22 protein-coding genes and 1 tRNA gene are annotated in these 16,371 nt (G+C 68.3%); 16 read left to right on the forward strand and 7 right to left on the reverse strand.

Annotated elements, in window-relative coordinates; translation table 11 throughout:
* Positions 1-331 precede the first annotated feature (331 nt).
* The 5 genes from JWN68_RS08195 (at position 332) to JWN68_RS08215 (ending at position 3,423) form a co-directional block, all read left to right on the forward strand.
* The gene (locus JWN68_RS08195; protein ID WP_297737359.1) at positions 332-454 is read left to right on the forward strand and encodes a hypothetical protein; all 123 of its coding nucleotides are present in this window, start codon (positions 332-334) and stop codon (positions 452-454) included.
* Positions 455-528: 74 nt separating this feature from the next.
* Complete coding sequence (locus JWN68_RS08200) at positions 529-1,014, forward strand: hypothetical protein (RefSeq protein ID WP_297737362.1); 486 nt, start codon at positions 529-531, stop codon at positions 1,012-1,014.
* Between the two features lie 87 nt (positions 1,015-1,101).
* Entirely contained in the window at positions 1,102-1,734 is a 633-nt protein-coding gene (locus JWN68_RS08205) for a DUF305 domain-containing protein (RefSeq protein WP_297737365.1), read from the forward strand.
* 81 nt (positions 1,735-1,815) lie between these two features.
* On the forward strand, positions 1,816-2,031 hold the full coding sequence (locus JWN68_RS08210; RefSeq protein WP_297737368.1) for a hypothetical protein: 216 nt from the start codon (positions 1,816-1,818) through the stop codon (positions 2,029-2,031).
* 609 nt (positions 2,032-2,640) lie between these two features.
* Positions 2,641-3,423 carry a F510_1955 family glycosylhydrolase gene (locus tag JWN68_RS08215; RefSeq protein ID WP_366519767.1) on the forward strand — a complete coding sequence of 261 codons (783 nt, stop codon included), beginning with the start codon at positions 2,641-2,643 and terminating at the stop codon, positions 3,421-3,423.
* 127 nt (positions 3,424-3,550) lie between these two features.
* Here the strand turns inward: JWN68_RS08215 and JWN68_RS08220 are convergent, their stop codons facing one another.
* The 3 genes from JWN68_RS08220 to trxA are packed head-to-tail and all read right to left on the reverse strand — an operon-like array spanning position 3,551 to position 4,589.
* Positions 3,551-3,814: a metal-sensitive transcriptional regulator gene (locus JWN68_RS08220; RefSeq protein WP_297737376.1), complete on the reverse strand. Its 264-nt coding sequence runs from the start codon at positions 3,812-3,814 to the stop codon at positions 3,551-3,553.
* Positions 3,814-4,230 carry a DUF302 domain-containing protein gene (locus JWN68_RS08225; RefSeq protein WP_297737379.1) on the reverse strand — a complete coding sequence of 139 codons (417 nt, stop codon included), beginning with the start codon at positions 4,228-4,230 and terminating at the stop codon, positions 3,814-3,816. The genes JWN68_RS08220 and JWN68_RS08225 overlap by 1 nt, the downstream gene beginning before the upstream one ends.
* A complete protein-coding gene (trxA, locus tag JWN68_RS08230; protein WP_297737381.1) occupies positions 4,230-4,589 on the reverse strand; it encodes a thioredoxin in 360 nt (119 codons plus the stop codon). The genes JWN68_RS08225 and trxA overlap by 1 nt, the downstream gene beginning before the upstream one ends.
* A 192-nt stretch (positions 4,590-4,781) precedes the next feature.
* On the opposite strand from trxA, the gene JWN68_RS08235 reads away from it, so the two are divergent.
* The 10 genes from JWN68_RS08235 to JWN68_RS19290 all read left to right on the forward strand — a co-directional run bounded on the left by JWN68_RS08235 (position 4,782) and on the right by JWN68_RS19290 (position 12,776).
* Entirely contained in the window at positions 4,782-5,114 is a 333-nt protein-coding gene (locus tag JWN68_RS08235) for a rhodanese-like domain-containing protein (protein WP_297737384.1), read from the forward strand.
* 48 nt (positions 5,115-5,162) lie between these two features.
* The gene (locus JWN68_RS08240; RefSeq protein WP_297737386.1) at positions 5,163-6,551 is read left to right on the forward strand and encodes an MBL fold metallo-hydrolase; all 1,389 of its coding nucleotides are present in this window, start codon (positions 5,163-5,165) and stop codon (positions 6,549-6,551) included.
* Entirely contained in the window at positions 6,548-7,378 is an 831-nt protein-coding gene (locus JWN68_RS08245) for a sulfite exporter TauE/SafE family protein (RefSeq protein ID WP_297737389.1), read from the forward strand. The genes JWN68_RS08240 and JWN68_RS08245 overlap by 4 nt, the downstream gene beginning before the upstream one ends.
* A gap of 84 nt (positions 7,379-7,462) precedes the next feature.
* The gene (locus JWN68_RS08250) at positions 7,463-9,655 is read left to right on the forward strand and encodes an MMPL family transporter (RefSeq protein ID WP_297737392.1); all 2,193 of its coding nucleotides are present in this window, start codon (positions 7,463-7,465) and stop codon (positions 9,653-9,655) included.
* Positions 9,656-9,701: 46 nt separating this feature from the next.
* Positions 9,702-9,884, forward strand: a complete 183-nt coding sequence (locus tag JWN68_RS08255) for a hypothetical protein (RefSeq protein WP_297737395.1) — start codon at positions 9,702-9,704, stop codon at positions 9,882-9,884.
* Positions 9,885-9,996: 112 nt separating this feature from the next.
* The gene (locus JWN68_RS08260; protein WP_297737398.1) at positions 9,997-10,740 is read left to right on the forward strand and encodes a hypothetical protein; all 744 of its coding nucleotides are present in this window, start codon (positions 9,997-9,999) and stop codon (positions 10,738-10,740) included.
* Between the two features lie 219 nt (positions 10,741-10,959).
* Positions 10,960-11,097, forward strand: coding sequence for a hypothetical protein (locus tag JWN68_RS08265; protein ID WP_297737401.1), 138 nt, complete (start codon positions 10,960-10,962; stop codon positions 11,095-11,097).
* Positions 11,098-11,219: 122 nt separating this feature from the next.
* Complete coding sequence (locus JWN68_RS08270) at positions 11,220-11,432, forward strand: hypothetical protein (protein WP_297737404.1); 213 nt, start codon at positions 11,220-11,222, stop codon at positions 11,430-11,432.
* Between the two features lie 487 nt (positions 11,433-11,919).
* Positions 11,920-12,552: a tyrosine-type recombinase/integrase gene (locus tag JWN68_RS08275; RefSeq protein WP_297737407.1), complete on the forward strand. Its 633-nt coding sequence runs from the start codon at positions 11,920-11,922 to the stop codon at positions 12,550-12,552.
* Positions 12,552-12,776 carry a tyrosine-type recombinase/integrase gene (locus JWN68_RS19290; RefSeq protein ID WP_366519766.1) on the forward strand — a complete coding sequence of 75 codons (225 nt, stop codon included), beginning with the start codon at positions 12,552-12,554 and terminating at the stop codon, positions 12,774-12,776. Before JWN68_RS08275 ends, JWN68_RS19290 begins: the two co-directional genes overlap by 1 nt.
* Positions 12,777-12,848: 72 nt before the next feature.
* Here JWN68_RS19290 and JWN68_RS08280 read toward each other — a convergent pair.
* From JWN68_RS08280 to JWN68_RS08290, 3 genes are all read right to left on the reverse strand, one after another.
* A tRNA-Ile gene (locus JWN68_RS08280) sits at positions 12,849-12,925 on the reverse strand.
* Positions 12,926-13,059: 134 nt separating this feature from the next.
* Positions 13,060-13,773, reverse strand: a complete 714-nt coding sequence (locus JWN68_RS08285) for a GAF domain-containing protein (protein ID WP_297737409.1) — start codon at positions 13,771-13,773, stop codon at positions 13,060-13,062.
* 66 nt (positions 13,774-13,839) lie between these two features.
* A complete protein-coding gene (locus JWN68_RS08290) occupies positions 13,840-14,490 on the reverse strand; it encodes a response regulator transcription factor (RefSeq protein ID WP_297737411.1) in 651 nt (216 codons plus the stop codon).
* A gap of 139 nt (positions 14,491-14,629) precedes the next feature.
* Between JWN68_RS08290 and JWN68_RS08295 the strand changes: the two genes are divergently transcribed.
* Positions 14,630-15,373 carry a thermonuclease family protein gene (locus JWN68_RS08295; protein WP_297737413.1) on the forward strand — a complete coding sequence of 248 codons (744 nt, stop codon included), beginning with the start codon at positions 14,630-14,632 and terminating at the stop codon, positions 15,371-15,373.
* 9 nt (positions 15,374-15,382) lie between these two features.
* On the opposite strand, the gene JWN68_RS08300 is transcribed toward JWN68_RS08295, so the two are convergent.
* The gene (locus JWN68_RS08300) at positions 15,383-16,357 is read right to left on the reverse strand and encodes a GNAT family N-acetyltransferase (protein WP_297737416.1); all 975 of its coding nucleotides are present in this window, start codon (positions 16,355-16,357) and stop codon (positions 15,383-15,385) included.
* Positions 16,358-16,371 lie beyond the last annotated feature (14 nt).

Genomic DNA, 16,371 nt, shown 5'->3' on the forward strand with positions numbered 1-16,371 from the left:
CCTCGTGTTCGCGTTCGCGTACAACGTCGCAGGCATCCCCATCGCCGCCGGAGTTCTCTACCCGGTCACCGGGCTCCTGCTCTCACCGATGATTGCCGCCGCCGCGATGGCCCTGTCCTCGGTCAGCGTCATCACCAACGCCCTGCGCTTGCGCACCCGACACCTCGCATGACCCGAACGACCTAGGAGAGGAACCACAATGAGGATGCAACTCCGTACAGCACTCGTGGGCAGCGCCACGGCCATCGCATTGCTCGCTGGCCCCGCTGCGGCGCTTGCTGCGCAAGGCGACGGCGCAAGCACCGAGCCGAGCCCCACGGACACCACGGCAATGACTGAGATGCCCCCCGGAATGCACGTGATGATGCACTCGCCGAGCCACGCCAACTTCATGGCGTCACCGGGCCACGAGCACGTCATGAACTCGCCGGGTCACATGGCGATGATGGACTGACATCACCAACGCCCGGCGCTTCTCACCCGTCATCTCAACTGACCGACGTCACCCACGAACGTAGTCTGGAGGAGATGAACACGATGCGCCTCACGGCTGCCAGGGTGAGCAGGGCCGTGCCCGCCCTGCTCACGGCTGCCGTCGCGTTCATCGTTCTCGGCATCATCGGGATGCACGCACTGAGCACTCACGGCGTCATGAGCATGGGCATCACTGGCCACTCCACCATGACCACCCCCGTTGGCAGCCACATGACCGGGGAACACGGTGACGCGCACGGTGACCCGGTCACGAGTTCCGCCGCAGGGTCGCACGCTGGTATGTCCAGCACCGCACCCGATGGGGGTGACGGACACAGCCTGGGCAGCATGGTGATGCTCTGCTTCGCCATGCTTGCCGCCACAGCCGGAGCACTCCTGCTCCTGCTCCTCGGCCTGCGCCACATTCCGCGCGTCTGGGCGCACCGCCCCACCGCCCCTGCCACCGCCACCAGGTGGGTCACCGCACGCCTCGGGACCGGACCGCCGTACGTCTGGAACTTCTCCGTCATCAGGTGCTGACAGGCAGCACGCCGCCTCCCCGCCCAGCCGGGGCGATGCGGCACGCTGCTGCCCGTTTCAGACACGCCTGACCTCAGGAGAACCCCTATGCGTACCAGCCGTACTACCCGCGCCCTCGGCGCTCTCACGCTGACCGCCGCGTTGGCCCTCACTGCTGCCGCCTGCGGTAACGACGACGCCAGCACCGCCACTGCCTCGGAGCTGTCGACCACCGAGCACAATGACGCCGACGTGGAGTTCGCCTCCCACATGCTTCAGCACCACGCCCAAGCACTCTCGATGGTGGACCTGACCATCGACCGGCCCCTCGACCCGGAGGTGCAGCAGTTGGCGGAGCAGATCCGCGAAGCCCAGGCCCCGGAGATTGAAATGTTCACCGACTGGCTCACCGATTGGGACGAAGAGGTCCCCGAGACGATGCGTGACCACGCCAACGCGGGTCACGACATGGACGAGATGGAGGAGTCGGATGACGGGATGGACTACGCCGACATGCCGGGCATGATGACCGCCGACGACATGGCAGCCCTCGAGGACGCCTCTGACGACGAGTTCCAGACCATGTGGCTGGAGATGATGGTCGAGCACCACGAAGGCGCAGTGGAGATGGCTGAAACCCAGCACTCGGAGGGGCAGTTCAAGCCTGCGGTCGACCTCGCAGGCGACATCGTGGAGTCGCAGACCGCCGAGGTCGAGACGATGGACGGTCTCCTGTCCTAGCCATCAGGTACACCAGTAGGGCGGGCGGCGAGCTCACTCTCGCCCGCCCCACTGACCTCCCAGCCTCACCCAAGGACCATCGTGAGCAGCACCCCAGACACCAACCAGCCCGCAGGCCAGTCGCCAACCGACAGCTACACCGGGATGCCGACGTGGGTGAAGTGGACCCTGCTCGCCGTCCTTGCCCTCATCGTCGTCCTCGTCGTTGCCCGCTTCGTCGTGGGCGGCGAACACGGACCGGGCCGGCACATGTCCGCACCCGCCAACACCGCCGCCGCCATGCTGCACGGACGCTGATGAGCTTGCCGCCAGCGGCACGCAGAGCGCTCCTGACCACCCACGTCCTCTCATCCGTGGGATGGGTGGGTGCGGTGCTCGTCTACCTCGCCCTCGGCGTCGCTGCCGTCAGTAGCACCGACACCACCTGGTGCGCGCCGCCTACGTGGCGATGGACTGGGCGGCGTGGACTGTCCTGGTCCCACTCGCGGTCGCGTCGCTGGTGACCGGGAGTCGCGCAGTCTCTGGTGACGAAGTGGGGACTGTTGCGGCACTACTGGGTCATGTCCACGTTGGGCATCACCTTGGTCGCCACCGCCGTCCTCGTCACCTACACCGGCACCCTCGACCAGTTAGCCAGCATCGCCACCGAGGACACTGGACGACACCCCGGGGCGCTGCACAGCCCGTCGGTCATCGCCACTCCATCGGGGCGCTTCTCCTGCTGTTCGCCGCCACCCTGCTCGCGGTCTACAAGCCGACCGGGTTGACCCGCCGGGCCACCGCCTTCGTCAACGCCCCCGCACCACCTAGACCCCTACTGACTCAGGACTAGACCATGCACCGCTTCACTACTGCCGTCGTCTTCGCTCTCACCGCAGCACCCTCGTCGCATGCTCGTCGCAGGACCTGCCAAGTGGCGGCGCAGCCCAGGGGACAGACGCCGACGCGAACGCTCTCGGTCACGTCCACGGTCTCGGCGTCGACCCGGCGGACAACACCTTGTATGTCGCATCCCACTTCGGGGTCTTCCGAGTGACACGCGAACGCGAACGCGTCGCAGAGCGGTGGCAAGACACCGTGGGGTTCGCGGGTGTCGGCCGCGGACACTTCCTCGGCTCAGGCCACCCGGACCTGAACGAAGACCTCCCATCGAGTCTCGGGCTCATCGAGTCAACCGACGGTGCAGAAACGTCAGAGGAAGTATCGCTCCTCGGTGACGCTGACCTCCACGCCATCGAACCTGTCGGCGACCGCATCTACGCCTACGACTCGCACACCGGCTCCCTCATCACCACCACCGACCGGACCGACTGGGACACCATCACCACCCAGCCGCTCTACGATCTTGCTGCCAACCCCGCAGATCCCGCGACCGTCTACGCCACTACCGTCCGGGGAGTCCTTGTCTCCTCAACCGACCAAGGCGAACCCGTCGAGGTCGTTGGTGCGCCCACGCTGACCGGGATGGACTGGCAGCCCGACAGGCCGCTCGTCGGCGTGGCCCCAGACGGGGCAGTGATGGTTTCTGATGACCCCACGACCGGACAGTGGCGGAAGGCTGGTGCACTCGACGGACCCGCCGAAGCAGTCGACGCCATCGCCGACAGGTGGCATGCCGCCACCGCCACGGGTGTCCAGTCGACCGATGACGGTGCGACGTGGCGGCTGGTCGCCACCCAAGACTACTGAGGCAACTCCCCGCCCATCGTCGGTCACCGGTCGTCGAGTTAGGTGCTCGACAACGCACTCATCTGCCGCGACGAGTGCGCGGATCTGCCGGTGAGCGCAAACATGCTTGTGAAGGCGAGCCGGCGGGTTACGCCAGAGAGAGGAAGAGCTTCTCCATCTTCTTGACGTCGACTGAGTCGATGCCGTCGCCTTCGGCCAGGCACTGCTGCAGGCCACTCGCGACGATGGCGAAACCTGCCTTGTCCAGGGCCTTCGAGACGGCCGCGAGCTGGGTCACCACGTCTTCGCAGTCGCGACCCTCCTCGAGGAGGCGCAGCACCCCGGCCAGCTGCCCTTGGGCCCGCTTGATGCGGTTGATGACCGGGGTCATCGAGGTGGGGTCGAGCTCCATCAGCTTGCTCCTTCGTTGGAAATCAGCGCGTCCAGGGCGGCCGTGAGCCGCTCTTTGGCGTCGGCGGCGACGGCGTGCAGCGCGTCGTTGTCGGCCAGTCCCATCATCGCGTCGGGGTCGAACGCTTCGACGAGGGTGGTCTCATCGTCGAGGGCGCGCACGACGACGTTGCACGGCAGGACGGCGGCGATAGACGGGTCGACGCTCAGTGCTTTGTAGGCGAGCGCAGGTCGGCAGGCGCCGAGGATGACCTGGCGTGCGACGTCGACGTCGACGTCAAGTTTGGTCTTCAACGTGGCTTTGAGGTCGATTTCGGTGAGGATTCCGAACCCCTGTTCGCCGAGCGCGGCGCGAACCGCCTCGACGGCGTCGTCGTAGGGCAGCGCGAGCGTGGTGGTGAGGGTGAAGGTTGCCATCAGGCGCTCTTCTTCTGCTCGGCGAGGGCGGCGTCGACGTCGAGGTCGCGCACGCCCGTGATGACCTGGTTCAGCGCCGCGGCGGGCAGGGCACCGGGCTGGGAGAACACCAGGGTGCCGCCCTTGAACGCCATCAGGGTGGGGATGGAAGTGATGTTGGCGGCGGCTGCGAGCGCCTGCTCGGCTTCGGTGTCGACTTTGGCGAACATGATACCCGGGTGCTCGGTCGAGGCCTTCTCGTACACGGGGGCGAACATGCGGCACGGCCCGCACCAGGACGCCCAGAAGTCGACGAAGACGATGTCGTTCTCGGTGATGGTGCGCTCGAACTCGTCGGCGCTCAGGTTGATGGTGGCCATCGGGCCTCTCCTTTCGTCGTAGTCCCCGGCAGGGGCGTACCTGCCCAACGACGATACCCCCCACCGTATTCCGGGCATCGGCACACGGGCGTACATCCGCGGCTTTGGAATACCCCCGGGGGTGTGTAGGTTGTGACTCATCACGATACCCCACCGGGTATTCAATGGAACTGACGAAAGGACGTGGAATCGATGAGCAGCTGCACCGCCGAGATTGACATCGAGCACTTGGCAGCCGGATTGAACGGCGAAGCAGCGGTCATCGACGTGGGCAAGGCAAGGGAGTACGTCGCCGGTCATGTCCCGGGCGCCGCCCTGATGCCGATGAGCAGACTGAGCGGTCATATGGACGAGCTGGACAAGACGCGCCCGTTGTTCGTCGTGTGCGGGTCCGGCAACCGCAGCGCCGCGATGACCGATCTGCTCGTCGCGAGCGGATACGACGCGTACTCGGTGGCCGGCGGCACGGCGGCCTGGACCCGCTCCGGGCGCCCGCTCGAAATCGGCGCACCCACCGGCCGCTGACCCACGGGCAGCCCGTATCCGCAGACCACCGCCCGCAAGGAGACGAACATGTTCCAGCACACCGACCTGACCATCATCCCCATCGAGACGCCCACCCTGGGGGACCGCAGCTACGTCGTTCACGACGGCGAACTGGCCTTCGTGGTTGACCCGCAGCGCGACATCGACCGCGTCCTGACCCTGCTCGACAAGCACGGCGTGCGCCTCACCCATGTGTTCGAAACCCACATCCACAACGACTACGTCACCGGCGGCCTCGCCCTCGCGCAGCGCACCGGTGCCCAGTACCTCGTCAATGGCGAGGAAGACGTGTCCTTCACCCGCACCCCCGTAGCGGACGGACAGGTCGTCGAGGTGGGTGGACGTATGCGTGTCACTGCGCTGGCAACGCCCGGCCACACGTTCACGCACCTCTCGTACCTCCTCAGCGACACCTCCGCAGACGGCGACCAGAACGTCGGTGTGTTTTCCGGCGGGTCGCTGCTGTACGGCGCCACCGGTCGTCCTGACCTTTTGGGGCACGAGCACACCCACGAGCTCGTGCGTCACCAGCACGCCTCGGCTCACCGGCTGGCCGACCTGCTGCCGGACGAGACCGAGGTCTTCCCGACGCACGGCTTCGGCTCTTTCTGCTCGGCCACGCAGTCCGACGCGACCGAGTCGACGATCGGGCGGGAGAAGGAGTCGAACCCGGTCCTGACCCAGGACGAGCAGACGTACGTCGAGGAGCTGCTGGCCGGTCTCGGCGCGTTTCCGGCCTACTACGCCCACATGGCTCCGGCCAATGCCGAGGGCCCGTCCGAGCCCGACCTTTCCCTGCCGTCCGTCGCGGATGCCGACGAGCTGCATCACCGCATCGAGGCTGGTGAGTGGGTCGTCGACTTGCGCACCCGCACTGCGTTCGCGGCCGGGCACGCACCGGGGACGCTCAACTTTGGCCTCGACGGCGGCTTCGCCACCTACCTAGGCTGGCTCATCATCTGGGGCACCCCCATCACGCTCCTCGGTGAGAGTGCGGACGACGTAGCCGCGGCGCAGCGCGAGTTGGCGCGCATCGGCATCGACCCACCGGCCGCCCACGCGACCGGCAGCCCCGAGCAGTGGAGCGACCGCGAGCTCAGCTCATTCCCGACCGCTACGTTCGCCGACCTCGCCCAGGTGCGGCACCACCGCGAAGTCGTGGTGCTCGACGTCCGCCGAGCGGACGAGCACGACAAGGCTCGCATCGCCGGTGCCGTCAACGTGCCTATCCACGAGCTTCCCCAGCGTTTGGCCGACGTCCCGGCCAGAGAGGTGTGGGTCCACTGTGCCGGCGGCTACCGGGCCTCGGTCGCCGCGTCCTTCCTCTCCGCTGCCGGACGGAATCTCGTCGCCGTCGACGACACCTTCGACAACGCCGAGAAGGTCGGACTCCACCTCGTGGGACCCGAAGCGTGACTTACGCACTTCTGGCCGCCGTCGTAGCCGGTGCGCTCATCGGGCTCAGCCTGGGCGCGCTCGGCGGCGGCGGCTCAATCCTCGCCGTCCCGGTGCTCCTCGCACTGGGACAGACCGCGACGCAGGCCACCACCGGGTCCCTGGTCGTCGTGGGCCTCACCTCCCTGGCCGGCGCCATGACCGCCTACCGCGCCGGGAACGTCCTGCTCGCCCGCGGGCTCACGTTCGGAGCCGTCGCCATCGCCGGTGCCGTCGCCGGGGCACACACCTCCGCGGCCGTCCCCGAGGCCGTGCTGCTGACCGCCTTCGCGGGCCTCATGCTCGTCGTGGCCACCCTGATGACCGTCCGGCAGCTCCGCCATCACCGCGGCGCGCCGTCGGGGACCCACGCCGACCGGCCCCAGCTGGACGACCCCATCATCACGTTCAGCCCCACCTTCATGTGCCAGTGCCCGCAAGCCCTCAAAGTCGTCGTCGCCGCCACCGCCGTGGGCCTGCTCACCGGGTTCCTCGGCGTCGGCGGCGGGTTCCTCGTCGTCCCCGCCCTAGCCCTCGCCCTGGCGCTTCCCATGGGCTACGCCGCCGGCACCTCGCTCGTCGTTATCACCATCACCAGCACCGCTGCCCTCGCCACCCGCGCCGGGACCGGCATCGCACCCGACTGGTGGCTCGTCGCCGCCCTCACCGTCACTGCCATCGCCTGCTCCGTCGCCGGCGCCCGCCTCGCCGCACGCACCGACACCGCTCGGCTCTCGGCCGCGTTCACCGCCCTGGTCCTCCTCGTCGCTGCCTACACCGCTGCGACCGCCATCCCAGCCCTCAGCTGACCAACCATTCCGCGCCGGGGCCTGCTCCCACGCCCGGGACCCCACGTCCACCGGTTCACACCCAGACAGAAACGAGTTCCGCTCATGACGTCGACGGTCACCAGCCGCCACGCCCACACTCCACCCAATGACCGTGACGCCGCATCCGGCCCGGACGGCATCGGCTACCGGCCCGGACCGCTCGGGCGGCTGGGGCTGTGGGTCACCCACCACCGCAAGGCCACCGCCCTGGTATGGCTGCTCCTCGTGGTCGGCCTGGGCGCGTTCGCGCCCAAGGTCGAAGCCAACCTCTCCGGCGCCGGCTGGCAGGCCGACGGCTCCGAGTCCGTCGCTGTGCGTGAGCTCGCGACCGACAGCTTCGGTGGCAACGCCAGCTCGGCCATCCAGGTCGTCATCCACTCCACCGACGGGCCCGTCACCAAGGGAACCGGCGCCGGCGTCATCGACGAGGTCACCGCGCTGCTCGAGGACGAGCCGCGCATCGCCGACGTCATCGCCCCGCAGCCAGGAGTCACACTCAGTCAGGACGGCGAGACCGCCGTCATCCTCGCCGGCGCGGGCGCCGACCCCAACGAGATGGTCCTCGTCGCCGACGACATCAAGGCCGACCTCGAGGCCCTGTCCGGGGACGGCATCGAAGTGAACCCGACCGGCGCCTCGCTGCTCTGGTCGGACTTCAACGAAGCCAACCTCGACGCCATGCTCAAGTCCGAGATGATCTCGTGGCCGGTGACCATGGCCATCCTCGTGCTCGCCTTCGGCGCCCTCGTCGCCGCCGGGCTGCCGCTCATCTTGACGCTCGCCGGACTCGTCGCCTCCGCCGGCTCACTGGTCCTCATCAACGAGCTCGTGCCGGTCTCCATCTGGGCGATGAACTTCGCGATGATGTTCGCCCTCGCCCTCGGCATCGACTACGCCCTGTTCCTGGTCGTGCGGTTCCGGGCGGCCCGGATGGGCCACCACGAGACACCGCGTCAGGCGATCGCGGAGATGATGGACACCGCCGGCAAAGCCGTCCTACTCTCCGGCATCACCGTCCTCGTCTCCCTGTCGGCCGTGATGCTCGTCCCGTCCCCGGCGTTCCGGTCGATGGCCGGCGGCATCATGCTCGCCGTCACCTTCGTCCTCGCCGCCACACTCACCCTGCTCCCGCTCGTGCTGTTCAAGCTGGATCACCGCATCAACAGGCTGGCCTTGAAGTGGGTCCACAGCGGCTTTCACCGCTCCCCGAAGTTCGCCGCGTGGGGCGAACGCCTCTGGAAGCGTCCCGTCGCGTTCGGCCTGGCGTCCCTGGTCGTGCTGCTCGTCCTGGCCGCCCCGGTCCTGGGCCTACGGACTGCAATGCCGTCCATCCAGGTGCTGCCCGAAGAGGCCAGCGCCCGGGTCGGCTACGACCAAGTCCAGGACGCGTTCGGTGACGGCGTACCGGGCACCCTCCACGTCATCGCGAACCGGTCCAACGCCGAGGCCACCACCGCCGCGCTCACCGACGACCCCGGCATCGCGGGCACCATGCCCGCCCAGCCCGCGGCCGACGGCAGCGACTTGGTGCTCATCCAGGCCGTGCCGACCGTCGACCCGTCCGACCCCGAACTCGCGACGACCGTCGACAGGCTCCGCGCCGACCTACCGAAGTCCGCCCTGGTCGGCGGCGCCGCGGTGGAGAACCTCGACCTCAAGACCCAGCTCGACGAATCGACGCCCCTGGTCATCGGTGTCGTCCTGGCCCTCGGCTTCCTGCTCCTGCTCATCGCCCTCCAAGCCCCGCTCATCGCGCTTATCGGCACCTTGGCCAGCCTGCTGTCCACCGCCGCAGCGTTCGGCGTAGCCCGCCTCGTGTTCCAGGACGGCATCGGGGCCGACCTGATCGGGTTCGAGTCCCAGGGCTTCCTCGACGCCTGGGCGCCGGTGTTCTTCTTCGCAATGATCTTCGCCATCGCGATGGACTACACCGTCTTCCTTCTCGCCTCGGCCAAGGAGCACTACGAACGCTCAGGCGACCCAAAGGAAGCCATGGTGGGCTCGCTGGCGCACTCCGGTCGGGTGATCTTCGCCGCCGGCGCGGTGATGGTGGCGGTGTTCTTCACGTTCGCGCTGTCCGGTCCGCTGCCGCCCAAGGAGATGGGCATCGTGCTGGGTGTCGCCGTGCTCCTCGACGCGTTCCTCGTCCGCCTCGTCCTGCTCCCGGTGATGCTGCGTCTCACCGGCAAAGCCGCCTGGTGGAGCCCCCGCTGGCTCACCCGCGTGCTGCCGAAGATCACCTTCTCGCACGGCTGAACACTCACCGACCCCTTACCCACCACCACTCAGAACGGAACACCTCATGTGCCGACCAACCCGATGCAAGACCTGCGGCAAGACCACCTGGGCCGGCTGCGGCCAACACATCAACCAGGTCAAAGCGGGCGTGCTCGCGAAAGACTGGTGCAACGGCCAGCACACGCCAGCCGACAAGGCGGCCGCCGGCTCCCGCGGCGGCTTCCTCTCGAAGCTCTTCGGCCATTGACCCGGTGGGCCCACCCCGACAACCACACCACCCTCCACGCCGTCCACCGCTTCACCGCCCCCGACTACGCCGACCTCACCCTGAGGATGCGCACCGGCCCGAGGCCGGCGCCGTGTTCGACCAGCTCCTCGAACGCGGCGACATCCTCATCCACCCCAGCGACGTCGAACGCCAGACAGCCGTCGCCGACCTGGCCGCCGCCTCCCCCGGCAACCTCGTCATCGCCGACACCCGCGAACAGGTCCACGCCCTCAACGCCATCATCCGCGACCAACGACGCCTGACCGCAGACGACAGCCAGGAACGACCGGCGATCACGGTCGACTCCGGTGACCAGCTCGCCGTCGGTGACCGGGTCGCGACCCGACGCAACGATCGCGACCTCGACGTGGCCAACCGCGACCAATGGACCATCACAGGCATCAACCACGTCGGTGACCTCACCGTCGCCGGCCGTGGGAACCCGGACGCTGCCCGCCGAGTACGCCGCCCGGCATGTAGAGCTCGCCTACGCCACCACCACCCACGGCGCGCAAGGCGAGACCGTCGACGGCGCACACTGCATATGCGGGCAGGTCACAGGGGCTGCCGCGACCTACGTCGCTATGACCCGAGCCGACACCACAACACCGCCCACCTCGTCGCCGACACCATCTCCGAGGCCGGGACCCAGTGGATCGAGACCTTTACCCGCGATCGCGCCGATCTCGGACCCACCCACGCCCGCCGGAGTGCGCTCGAGGCCATTGATACCTACGGACCGCTCGCACCGCTCGAGCGGTCCCCCGGGCGGCGTCGCCCGCACGCTACGAGCCCCGCACCCCCGGCCGTGCCGCGACCCGGCATCAGCCGCTGACTACACCTGCAGCGTCCGGAACCGCCAAACGCGTACCGGCTCCTGGGCGGACGCATCAGGCATCCCGGCGCCAGACGAACTCATCGATCCTCATTGGCCGCTAGGGACCCCGTCTTCGGCTTAGGAGAAGTGACAGCACCACCCACACCAATCTGGAGGAACCACTGTTACCGACCTCCCGCCCGCGCCCATCGACGACACGACACCGAGGACGTCACCATGCACGAACAGCCCATCCACGTACCCCAGGAATGGCACGACCACGACCTGCTCACCTTTGAGCAGTTCTGCACCCTCATCCACATCCCGCCCCGCACCGTGCGTGACTGGCGACGCCGCAGCACCGGCCCCCGCTGAACCAAGCTCGACGGCACCGGCCGGCTCTACATCACCGTCGCCGAGATCCGACGCTTCACCCTGGCCGCCACCGGCACCAGCGAACGGCGCACCGAGGCCCTCCAGTCGGAAGGAGCGTCGGCATGAGCGAAACCGCCACCCACGACGACCTCACCCGCCGTGACCTCCTCACCCCCACCCAGCTTGCCGAGCGCTGGGGAGTCACCACCGGCCACCTCGCCAACCTCCGCCAGTTCGGCGAAGGCATCAGCTACCTCAGGATCGGCAGGCGCATTGCCTACCGCTACAGCGACGTCGTCGCCTACGAGAACGAGCACTACGTCGCGTTGAATTGAGTTCTTCGCAGACGCCTCTTGTTGTCGGCTGTCCACAGGCCGACGCAGCACAGGAGCAGGGACGCGAACTGCTTCGTATCGTTGAACCATTCCGCACTTCGGAGAGTGATTCACATGCCACGCCCGACGACGGCACCATACGAACTGGGGAAAATCACGGTGCGACCACACCCCATGACGCCTGGCCTGCTGCAGGCCCGGGGCTACTACAAGGACCGGCGCGACGTCCGTCGCGAGGTGAGCGCCTCGGGTATCTCGAATGCCGCCGCGACCCGAGCGCTCAAAGCCAAGGTCGCGGCGGCCGAGAAGGAACATGTGGGGGGCACCGCCGAGCTGAACCCGAAGACGCGACTCGACGTCGCGGCCGACCTGTGGCTCGCCCGCAAGCGAAGCCAGCGCAAGCGGGGAGGGGGCGTGCTCTCGCCCACGACGATCTCCGACTGCGAGGGCGTCAACCGGGTGATCAAAAGGGACCCAGCTCGCCCCGATGCCTGTCGCCCAGGTGAACTCCGTCGCCGTCATCGAAGCGCGGCTCACCGACGTGGCCAACACGCGCGGCAACGTCGCAGCGCAACAGTCACGGAAGGTCCTGAGCGGCATCCTGGACCTCGCTGAACGGGTGGAAGCGATCCCCGCCAGTGTGATGCGCCGCGTCGAACTGCCTGCCGCTGCTCCCGGTAGCACAGGTGACCGGACATGCCGTGACCCCGAGGACTGCGACTTCAACTGCGGTGGTCGCCACGACACCAAGCGCGCGTTCACCTTCGAGGAGATGAAGCGGATCCAGCGGAACGCAGACGCCTCGCCCGCAGACATCGGTGACCTGGTCGCGTTCCTCTTCGGCACGGGCGTCCGCATCTCCGAGGCACTACGGAACAGCGCGTGGTCCGACGTCGACCTCGACGCGCGACGCGTTCGCGTGCGAGGAACAAAAACGCGCCACGCTGACCGCGTGCTCGCGCTCGGCGACGACCTGACGCAACGACTCCGCGATCGCGCCACCGAGCACGGGACGGAAGGCCAGGTGTTCGGCACGACTCGATTCTCGGTTGGGCCGAACGGAGCGACCATCCTCGGAAGGCGCGCGACCGCCAGAACGTACTCAAGTCGCTCCACCTAGTGCTGAGCGCATCGGACACCCAGTGGGCGGGATCTCACTCGTTCCGTCGGACCGTCGCATCCTGGATGGATGGGGCCGGCGCGCCGCTGGCGGAGATTGGCGCGCAGCTCGGGCACGGCGACCTGAACGTGACGGCGCGCTACTTGAGACGAACGACCGCCCCGACGCGCGCCGCCACCATCATGGTGCTGGACCTCCAGCAACCGCCCCACAGTGGGGAATAAGTCAGGACCAAGCCGGTAGACCGACCATCACCGGACCATTGGTCCCGCATCTACGCAGGTCAGACGCCTGTCTGGTGGGGCGGGTGGGGCTCGAACCCACGACCCAAGGATTATGAGTCCTCTGCTCTGACCGACTGAGCTACCGCCCCGCTTGATCTGTGCGACAGGTCGAAGGCATCGCCCGCGGGAACGCCCGACCGCAACCAGACCGCACGAGACTCTAGCGGTATGTCTCCGTGTCGGCCCATCGCAGGACCCCTAGGCCAGCGGGCGCGGCCAGCGACTACTCCTCCTGCTCGCGCTCGGCATACGCCACGCCAGAGATGATCCGCTCCGCAAGGGCCGCCTCGCTGACCCCGGCTCTGCGCGCTGCCTGCGCCAGCTGCTCCTCGGCGGCGTCCACGCTGATGCCCTGCGTGTCCACCAGGACGCCCCGGGCCACCTGGATCCGGGTCTCTGCATGGAGGATCTGGGGAGCCTGTTGCGCCGTACTCCGGCTGGCGAAGCCCAGGTCTGCGTTGGCCACCGCCCCCGGGGCCCACGCATCGAAGATGCCCGCGATCGCCTCGTGGTGGCCGGTGAACGCGTCGGGGCTCGCCGCGTAGAGGTTCACCGAACCTACGACCTGTGCCTCCTTGAGGATGGGCAGGGTCAGGGTGCTGGCAATGCCTGCAGCGGCGGTGGACAGGGCGAACACCTGCCAGCTGGACTCCTGCATGAAATCGTCGCCGGAGTACTCGAGCACCTGCTCGGCCCTGACGCTCTCCACACACGGCCCGCTGTCGAGGTACTGCGCGCCGTCCAGCTCGGCGATCTCCTCGTCCGTGGCCACGACGGTGAAGGACACGCCGTGCTCGCGGGACGCCAGGCTGATGCCGACACACGCAGGGACGAGCTCGCGGACCTGGTGTGACTTGTCTTGGAGCCTTTCGAGCAGGTCGGTCTCGAACGGACCGAACTCGTCGACGGCTTCGGAAGTTTCAGGAATGGGTTCCACGCACGAAAATATAGTGACCGGACCTCACGGACAGAACCCTGACAAAAGGGTGAACCGCTCCGTGCTTTAGCGCCGCTCCTCGAGCCAGGAGGGGGACTTCTTCACCTGGAAGCCGTGCTCGAGACCCCACAGCACGGCCTGCGAACGGCTGGCCACACCCATCTTGCGGTAGGCGGTGCGGATGTAGCTCTTGACGGAGTTGATGCTGAGGAAGATCCGGTCGGCGATCTCGAGGTTGGACATGCCGCTCACGATCAGGCTGAGCACCTCGGACTCGCGAGCCGTCAGTCCTTGGTCCTGCCCGGGCCAGGCCGCCATGGCGTTGTTGTGCCGTGCGGGGGCCGACTGGACCGGGTGGCCGGCGGCAGCGGCCTCAACGGCGGCGAGGATCGTCTCTGCATCGACCGTCTTGGACAGGAAGCCCGCCGCCCCCAACGCGACGGCAGCATCGATCTGCTCCTGGCTCTCGGCCCACGCGAACACCAGGACGGCGGCATCGGTCTGGGCCACCAGCTGGGCGAGGCGCGCGTCGGGGTCGGGTCGGCCGTAGTTGTCGAGGAGCAGGACGTCGAAGTGACCTCGGGGAGGCACCTCGCCGACGAACTCCTCGACCTTGACCCGATGCGCGTACGGCGCCAACAACGCCGCCACGCCGGCGGTGACGACTGGGAAGTCGTTGACGACCGCAAGCAAGAGTGGACCACGAGCCTCCGTCATGACTGACCCCCTCCTTCGGCACCGCTACCGACCGCCGACTACCGATGCACCCCGGACTTTACGCCTGTCGAGGCGGCTTGAGCCCGCCCAATCCGGCCATTCCACGGACATCACGCACCGGGGGGACGACGCTGGGGAGGTGCACCGAACGCTGTCGCCCCTCGTCCTGCTCGCCGTGCTGATGGCCGGCCTCGTCGCAACCCCCTCCTCAGCCACAGCTGCCGCGGACATGGACTGCGGCGACTTCGCCACGCAGGCCGCCGCCCAGACCTTCTTCCTCAACGCCGGTCCCGGCGATCCGCACCGCCTCGACGCGGAGGGGGACGGCCTCGCCTGCGAGTCCAACCCCTGCCCGTGCCTCACCGACCTGGGTCCGGTTCCGCTGCTGGGGCAGACGACGCCGCCGGCTCCCCCGGCCGGTCCCGAGACCAGCGGCACCGAGCCCGAAGGCTCTGGGAGCAGCGGCCCGGTGCGGCGCCACTGGGGCAACGTCGTCCGGGTCACCGACGGCGACACCCTGTCGGTGCGCATCGCCGGGGTGGGCGTGCGATCCGTCCGGATCCTGGGGATCGACACTCCGGAGGTGTACGGCGGCGCGGAGTGCGGCGGCGACACGGCGTCGGCCCACATGGCGCGGTTGGCACCTGTCGGCTCGCGCGTCCGGCTGCAGTCCGACCCCACCCAGGCCGACCGGGACCGCTACGGCCGTTGGCTGCGCTACGTCTCCCGCAACGCCCGCGACGTCGGGCGCGCGCAGATCACCGGTGGCTTCGCCCGGACGTACGTCTATCGCAACGACCCGTTCTTCCGGACTCGCTCCTACCAGCGGGCCGAGCGGGCGGCCCGCCGCCAGCAGCGCGGATCGTGGGACCTGTGCTGGTGAGCGATCGGGTCAGTCCTTGACCTGGACCTCGTGCATCCGCTCGACCGCGCGGTAGCCGAACGCGATGTTGGTCGCCTGCATCGCGCGGTTGTCCGGGTCGGTCCACGTGTGGAACCTCGTGCGCTCCGGGTGCTCGGTCGCGATGACTTCGTACGTCGCAAGCTTGAGTGCCAGCCCGAGTCGGTGACCACGGTGCTCGGGCATCACGAGCGTGTCGTCCTGGAGGGCGTGGTCACGGCCGTGAGGGAGATAGACCAACGAGTAGCCGCCCAGCACGCCGTCGGACCGACGAGCCGCCGCCACCAGGACGTCGTAGGACTTCGCGAGGCGCTCCTCCCCGGACCGGATCCGCTCGGGTGTCATCACGACCGCTTCGTAGTCGAGCTCGCCGGTGGGGACGTCCTGGTTCATCTGCGTGCGCATCGCCGCGTAGGCGTCGATCAGGTCGTCGGGGCAGCGACCCTGCCAGCGGACGATCTCATAGTCACTCGCCGCACGGGTCTCCAACCGGCGCAGGTGGTCCGGGTGCATCGGCAGGTCGAGGAGCAGGTGGTCCTCCTCGTGGACCGACTCCGCGCCCATGGCCTCGGCGAAGGCGAGCGGCCCGAGGTCGTCGACCACGTTGAGCTCGCCGCACGCGCTGGTGCGGCCCGCAGCACGGCGCCGAGCCGTCGCGTCGGCGTACAACGAGCGACCGATCCCGCGCCGCCGCGAGTCGGGAAGGACGGTGACCTCGAGGTCGGCGAGGTGGGTGTTGTCCATCAGTGAGTAGCCGAGCTCGGCGATGCCGACGATCCGCTCTCCTTCGACGGCTCCGAGCAGCACCGGCTGGTAGTAGTCACTCGCGACGGTGACCTGGTTGACGAGGGCGTCGAAGCTGCGCCCGACACCGTGGGGCCGGTCGTAGGACATCGCGGCCGCCTCCACGTCGTGCCACGCCTTCAGCGCGGCCTCGTCGTGGAGGTCGATCTCACGGATGTGCATGCGGCCATCCGATC

Origin of the sequence: Nocardioides sp., assembly GCF_025964975.1 — a bacterium.
Taxonomy (GTDB): domain Bacteria; phylum Actinomycetota; class Actinomycetes; order Propionibacteriales; family Nocardioidaceae; genus Nocardioides.

Excerpts from the sequence above, each read along its gene's own strand:
- JWN68_RS08195 (WP_297737359.1), top strand. The coding sequence starts at position 332 with ATGACTGAGATGCCCCCCGGAATGCACGTGATGATGCACTCGCCGAGC.
- JWN68_RS08200 (WP_297737362.1), top strand. The coding sequence starts at position 529 with ATGAACACGATGCGCCTCACGGCTGCCAGGGTGAGCAGGGCCGTGCCC.
- JWN68_RS08205 (WP_297737365.1), top strand. The coding sequence starts at position 1,102 with ATGCGTACCAGCCGTACTACCCGCGCCCTCGGCGCTCTCACGCTGACC.
- JWN68_RS08220 (WP_297737376.1), bottom strand. The coding sequence starts at position 3,814 with ATGGAGCTCGACCCCACCTCGATGACCCCGGTCATCAACCGCATCAAG.
- JWN68_RS08225 (WP_297737379.1), bottom strand. The coding sequence starts at position 4,230 with ATGGCAACCTTCACCCTCACCACCACGCTCGCGCTGCCCTACGACGAC.
- trxA (WP_297737381.1), bottom strand. The coding sequence starts at position 4,589 with ATGGCCACCATCAACCTGAGCGCCGACGAGTTCGAGCGCACCATCACC.
- JWN68_RS08235 (WP_297737384.1), top strand. The coding sequence starts at position 4,782 with ATGAGCAGCTGCACCGCCGAGATTGACATCGAGCACTTGGCAGCCGGA.
- JWN68_RS08240 (WP_297737386.1), top strand. The coding sequence starts at position 5,163 with ATGTTCCAGCACACCGACCTGACCATCATCCCCATCGAGACGCCCACC.
- JWN68_RS08250 (WP_297737392.1), top strand. The coding sequence starts at position 7,463 with ATGACGTCGACGGTCACCAGCCGCCACGCCCACACTCCACCCAATGAC.
- JWN68_RS08255 (WP_297737395.1), top strand. The coding sequence starts at position 9,702 with ATGTGCCGACCAACCCGATGCAAGACCTGCGGCAAGACCACCTGGGCC.
- JWN68_RS08265 (WP_297737401.1), top strand. The coding sequence starts at position 10,960 with ATGCACGAACAGCCCATCCACGTACCCCAGGAATGGCACGACCACGAC.
- JWN68_RS08270 (WP_297737404.1), top strand. The coding sequence starts at position 11,220 with ATGAGCGAAACCGCCACCCACGACGACCTCACCCGCCGTGACCTCCTC.
- JWN68_RS08275 (WP_297737407.1), top strand. The coding sequence starts at position 11,920 with ATGCCTGTCGCCCAGGTGAACTCCGTCGCCGTCATCGAAGCGCGGCTC.
- JWN68_RS08290 (WP_297737411.1), bottom strand. The coding sequence starts at position 14,490 with ATGACGGAGGCTCGTGGTCCACTCTTGCTTGCGGTCGTCAACGACTTC.
- JWN68_RS08300 (WP_297737416.1), bottom strand. The coding sequence starts at position 16,357 with ATGCACATCCGTGAGATCGACCTCCACGACGAGGCCGCGCTGAAGGCG.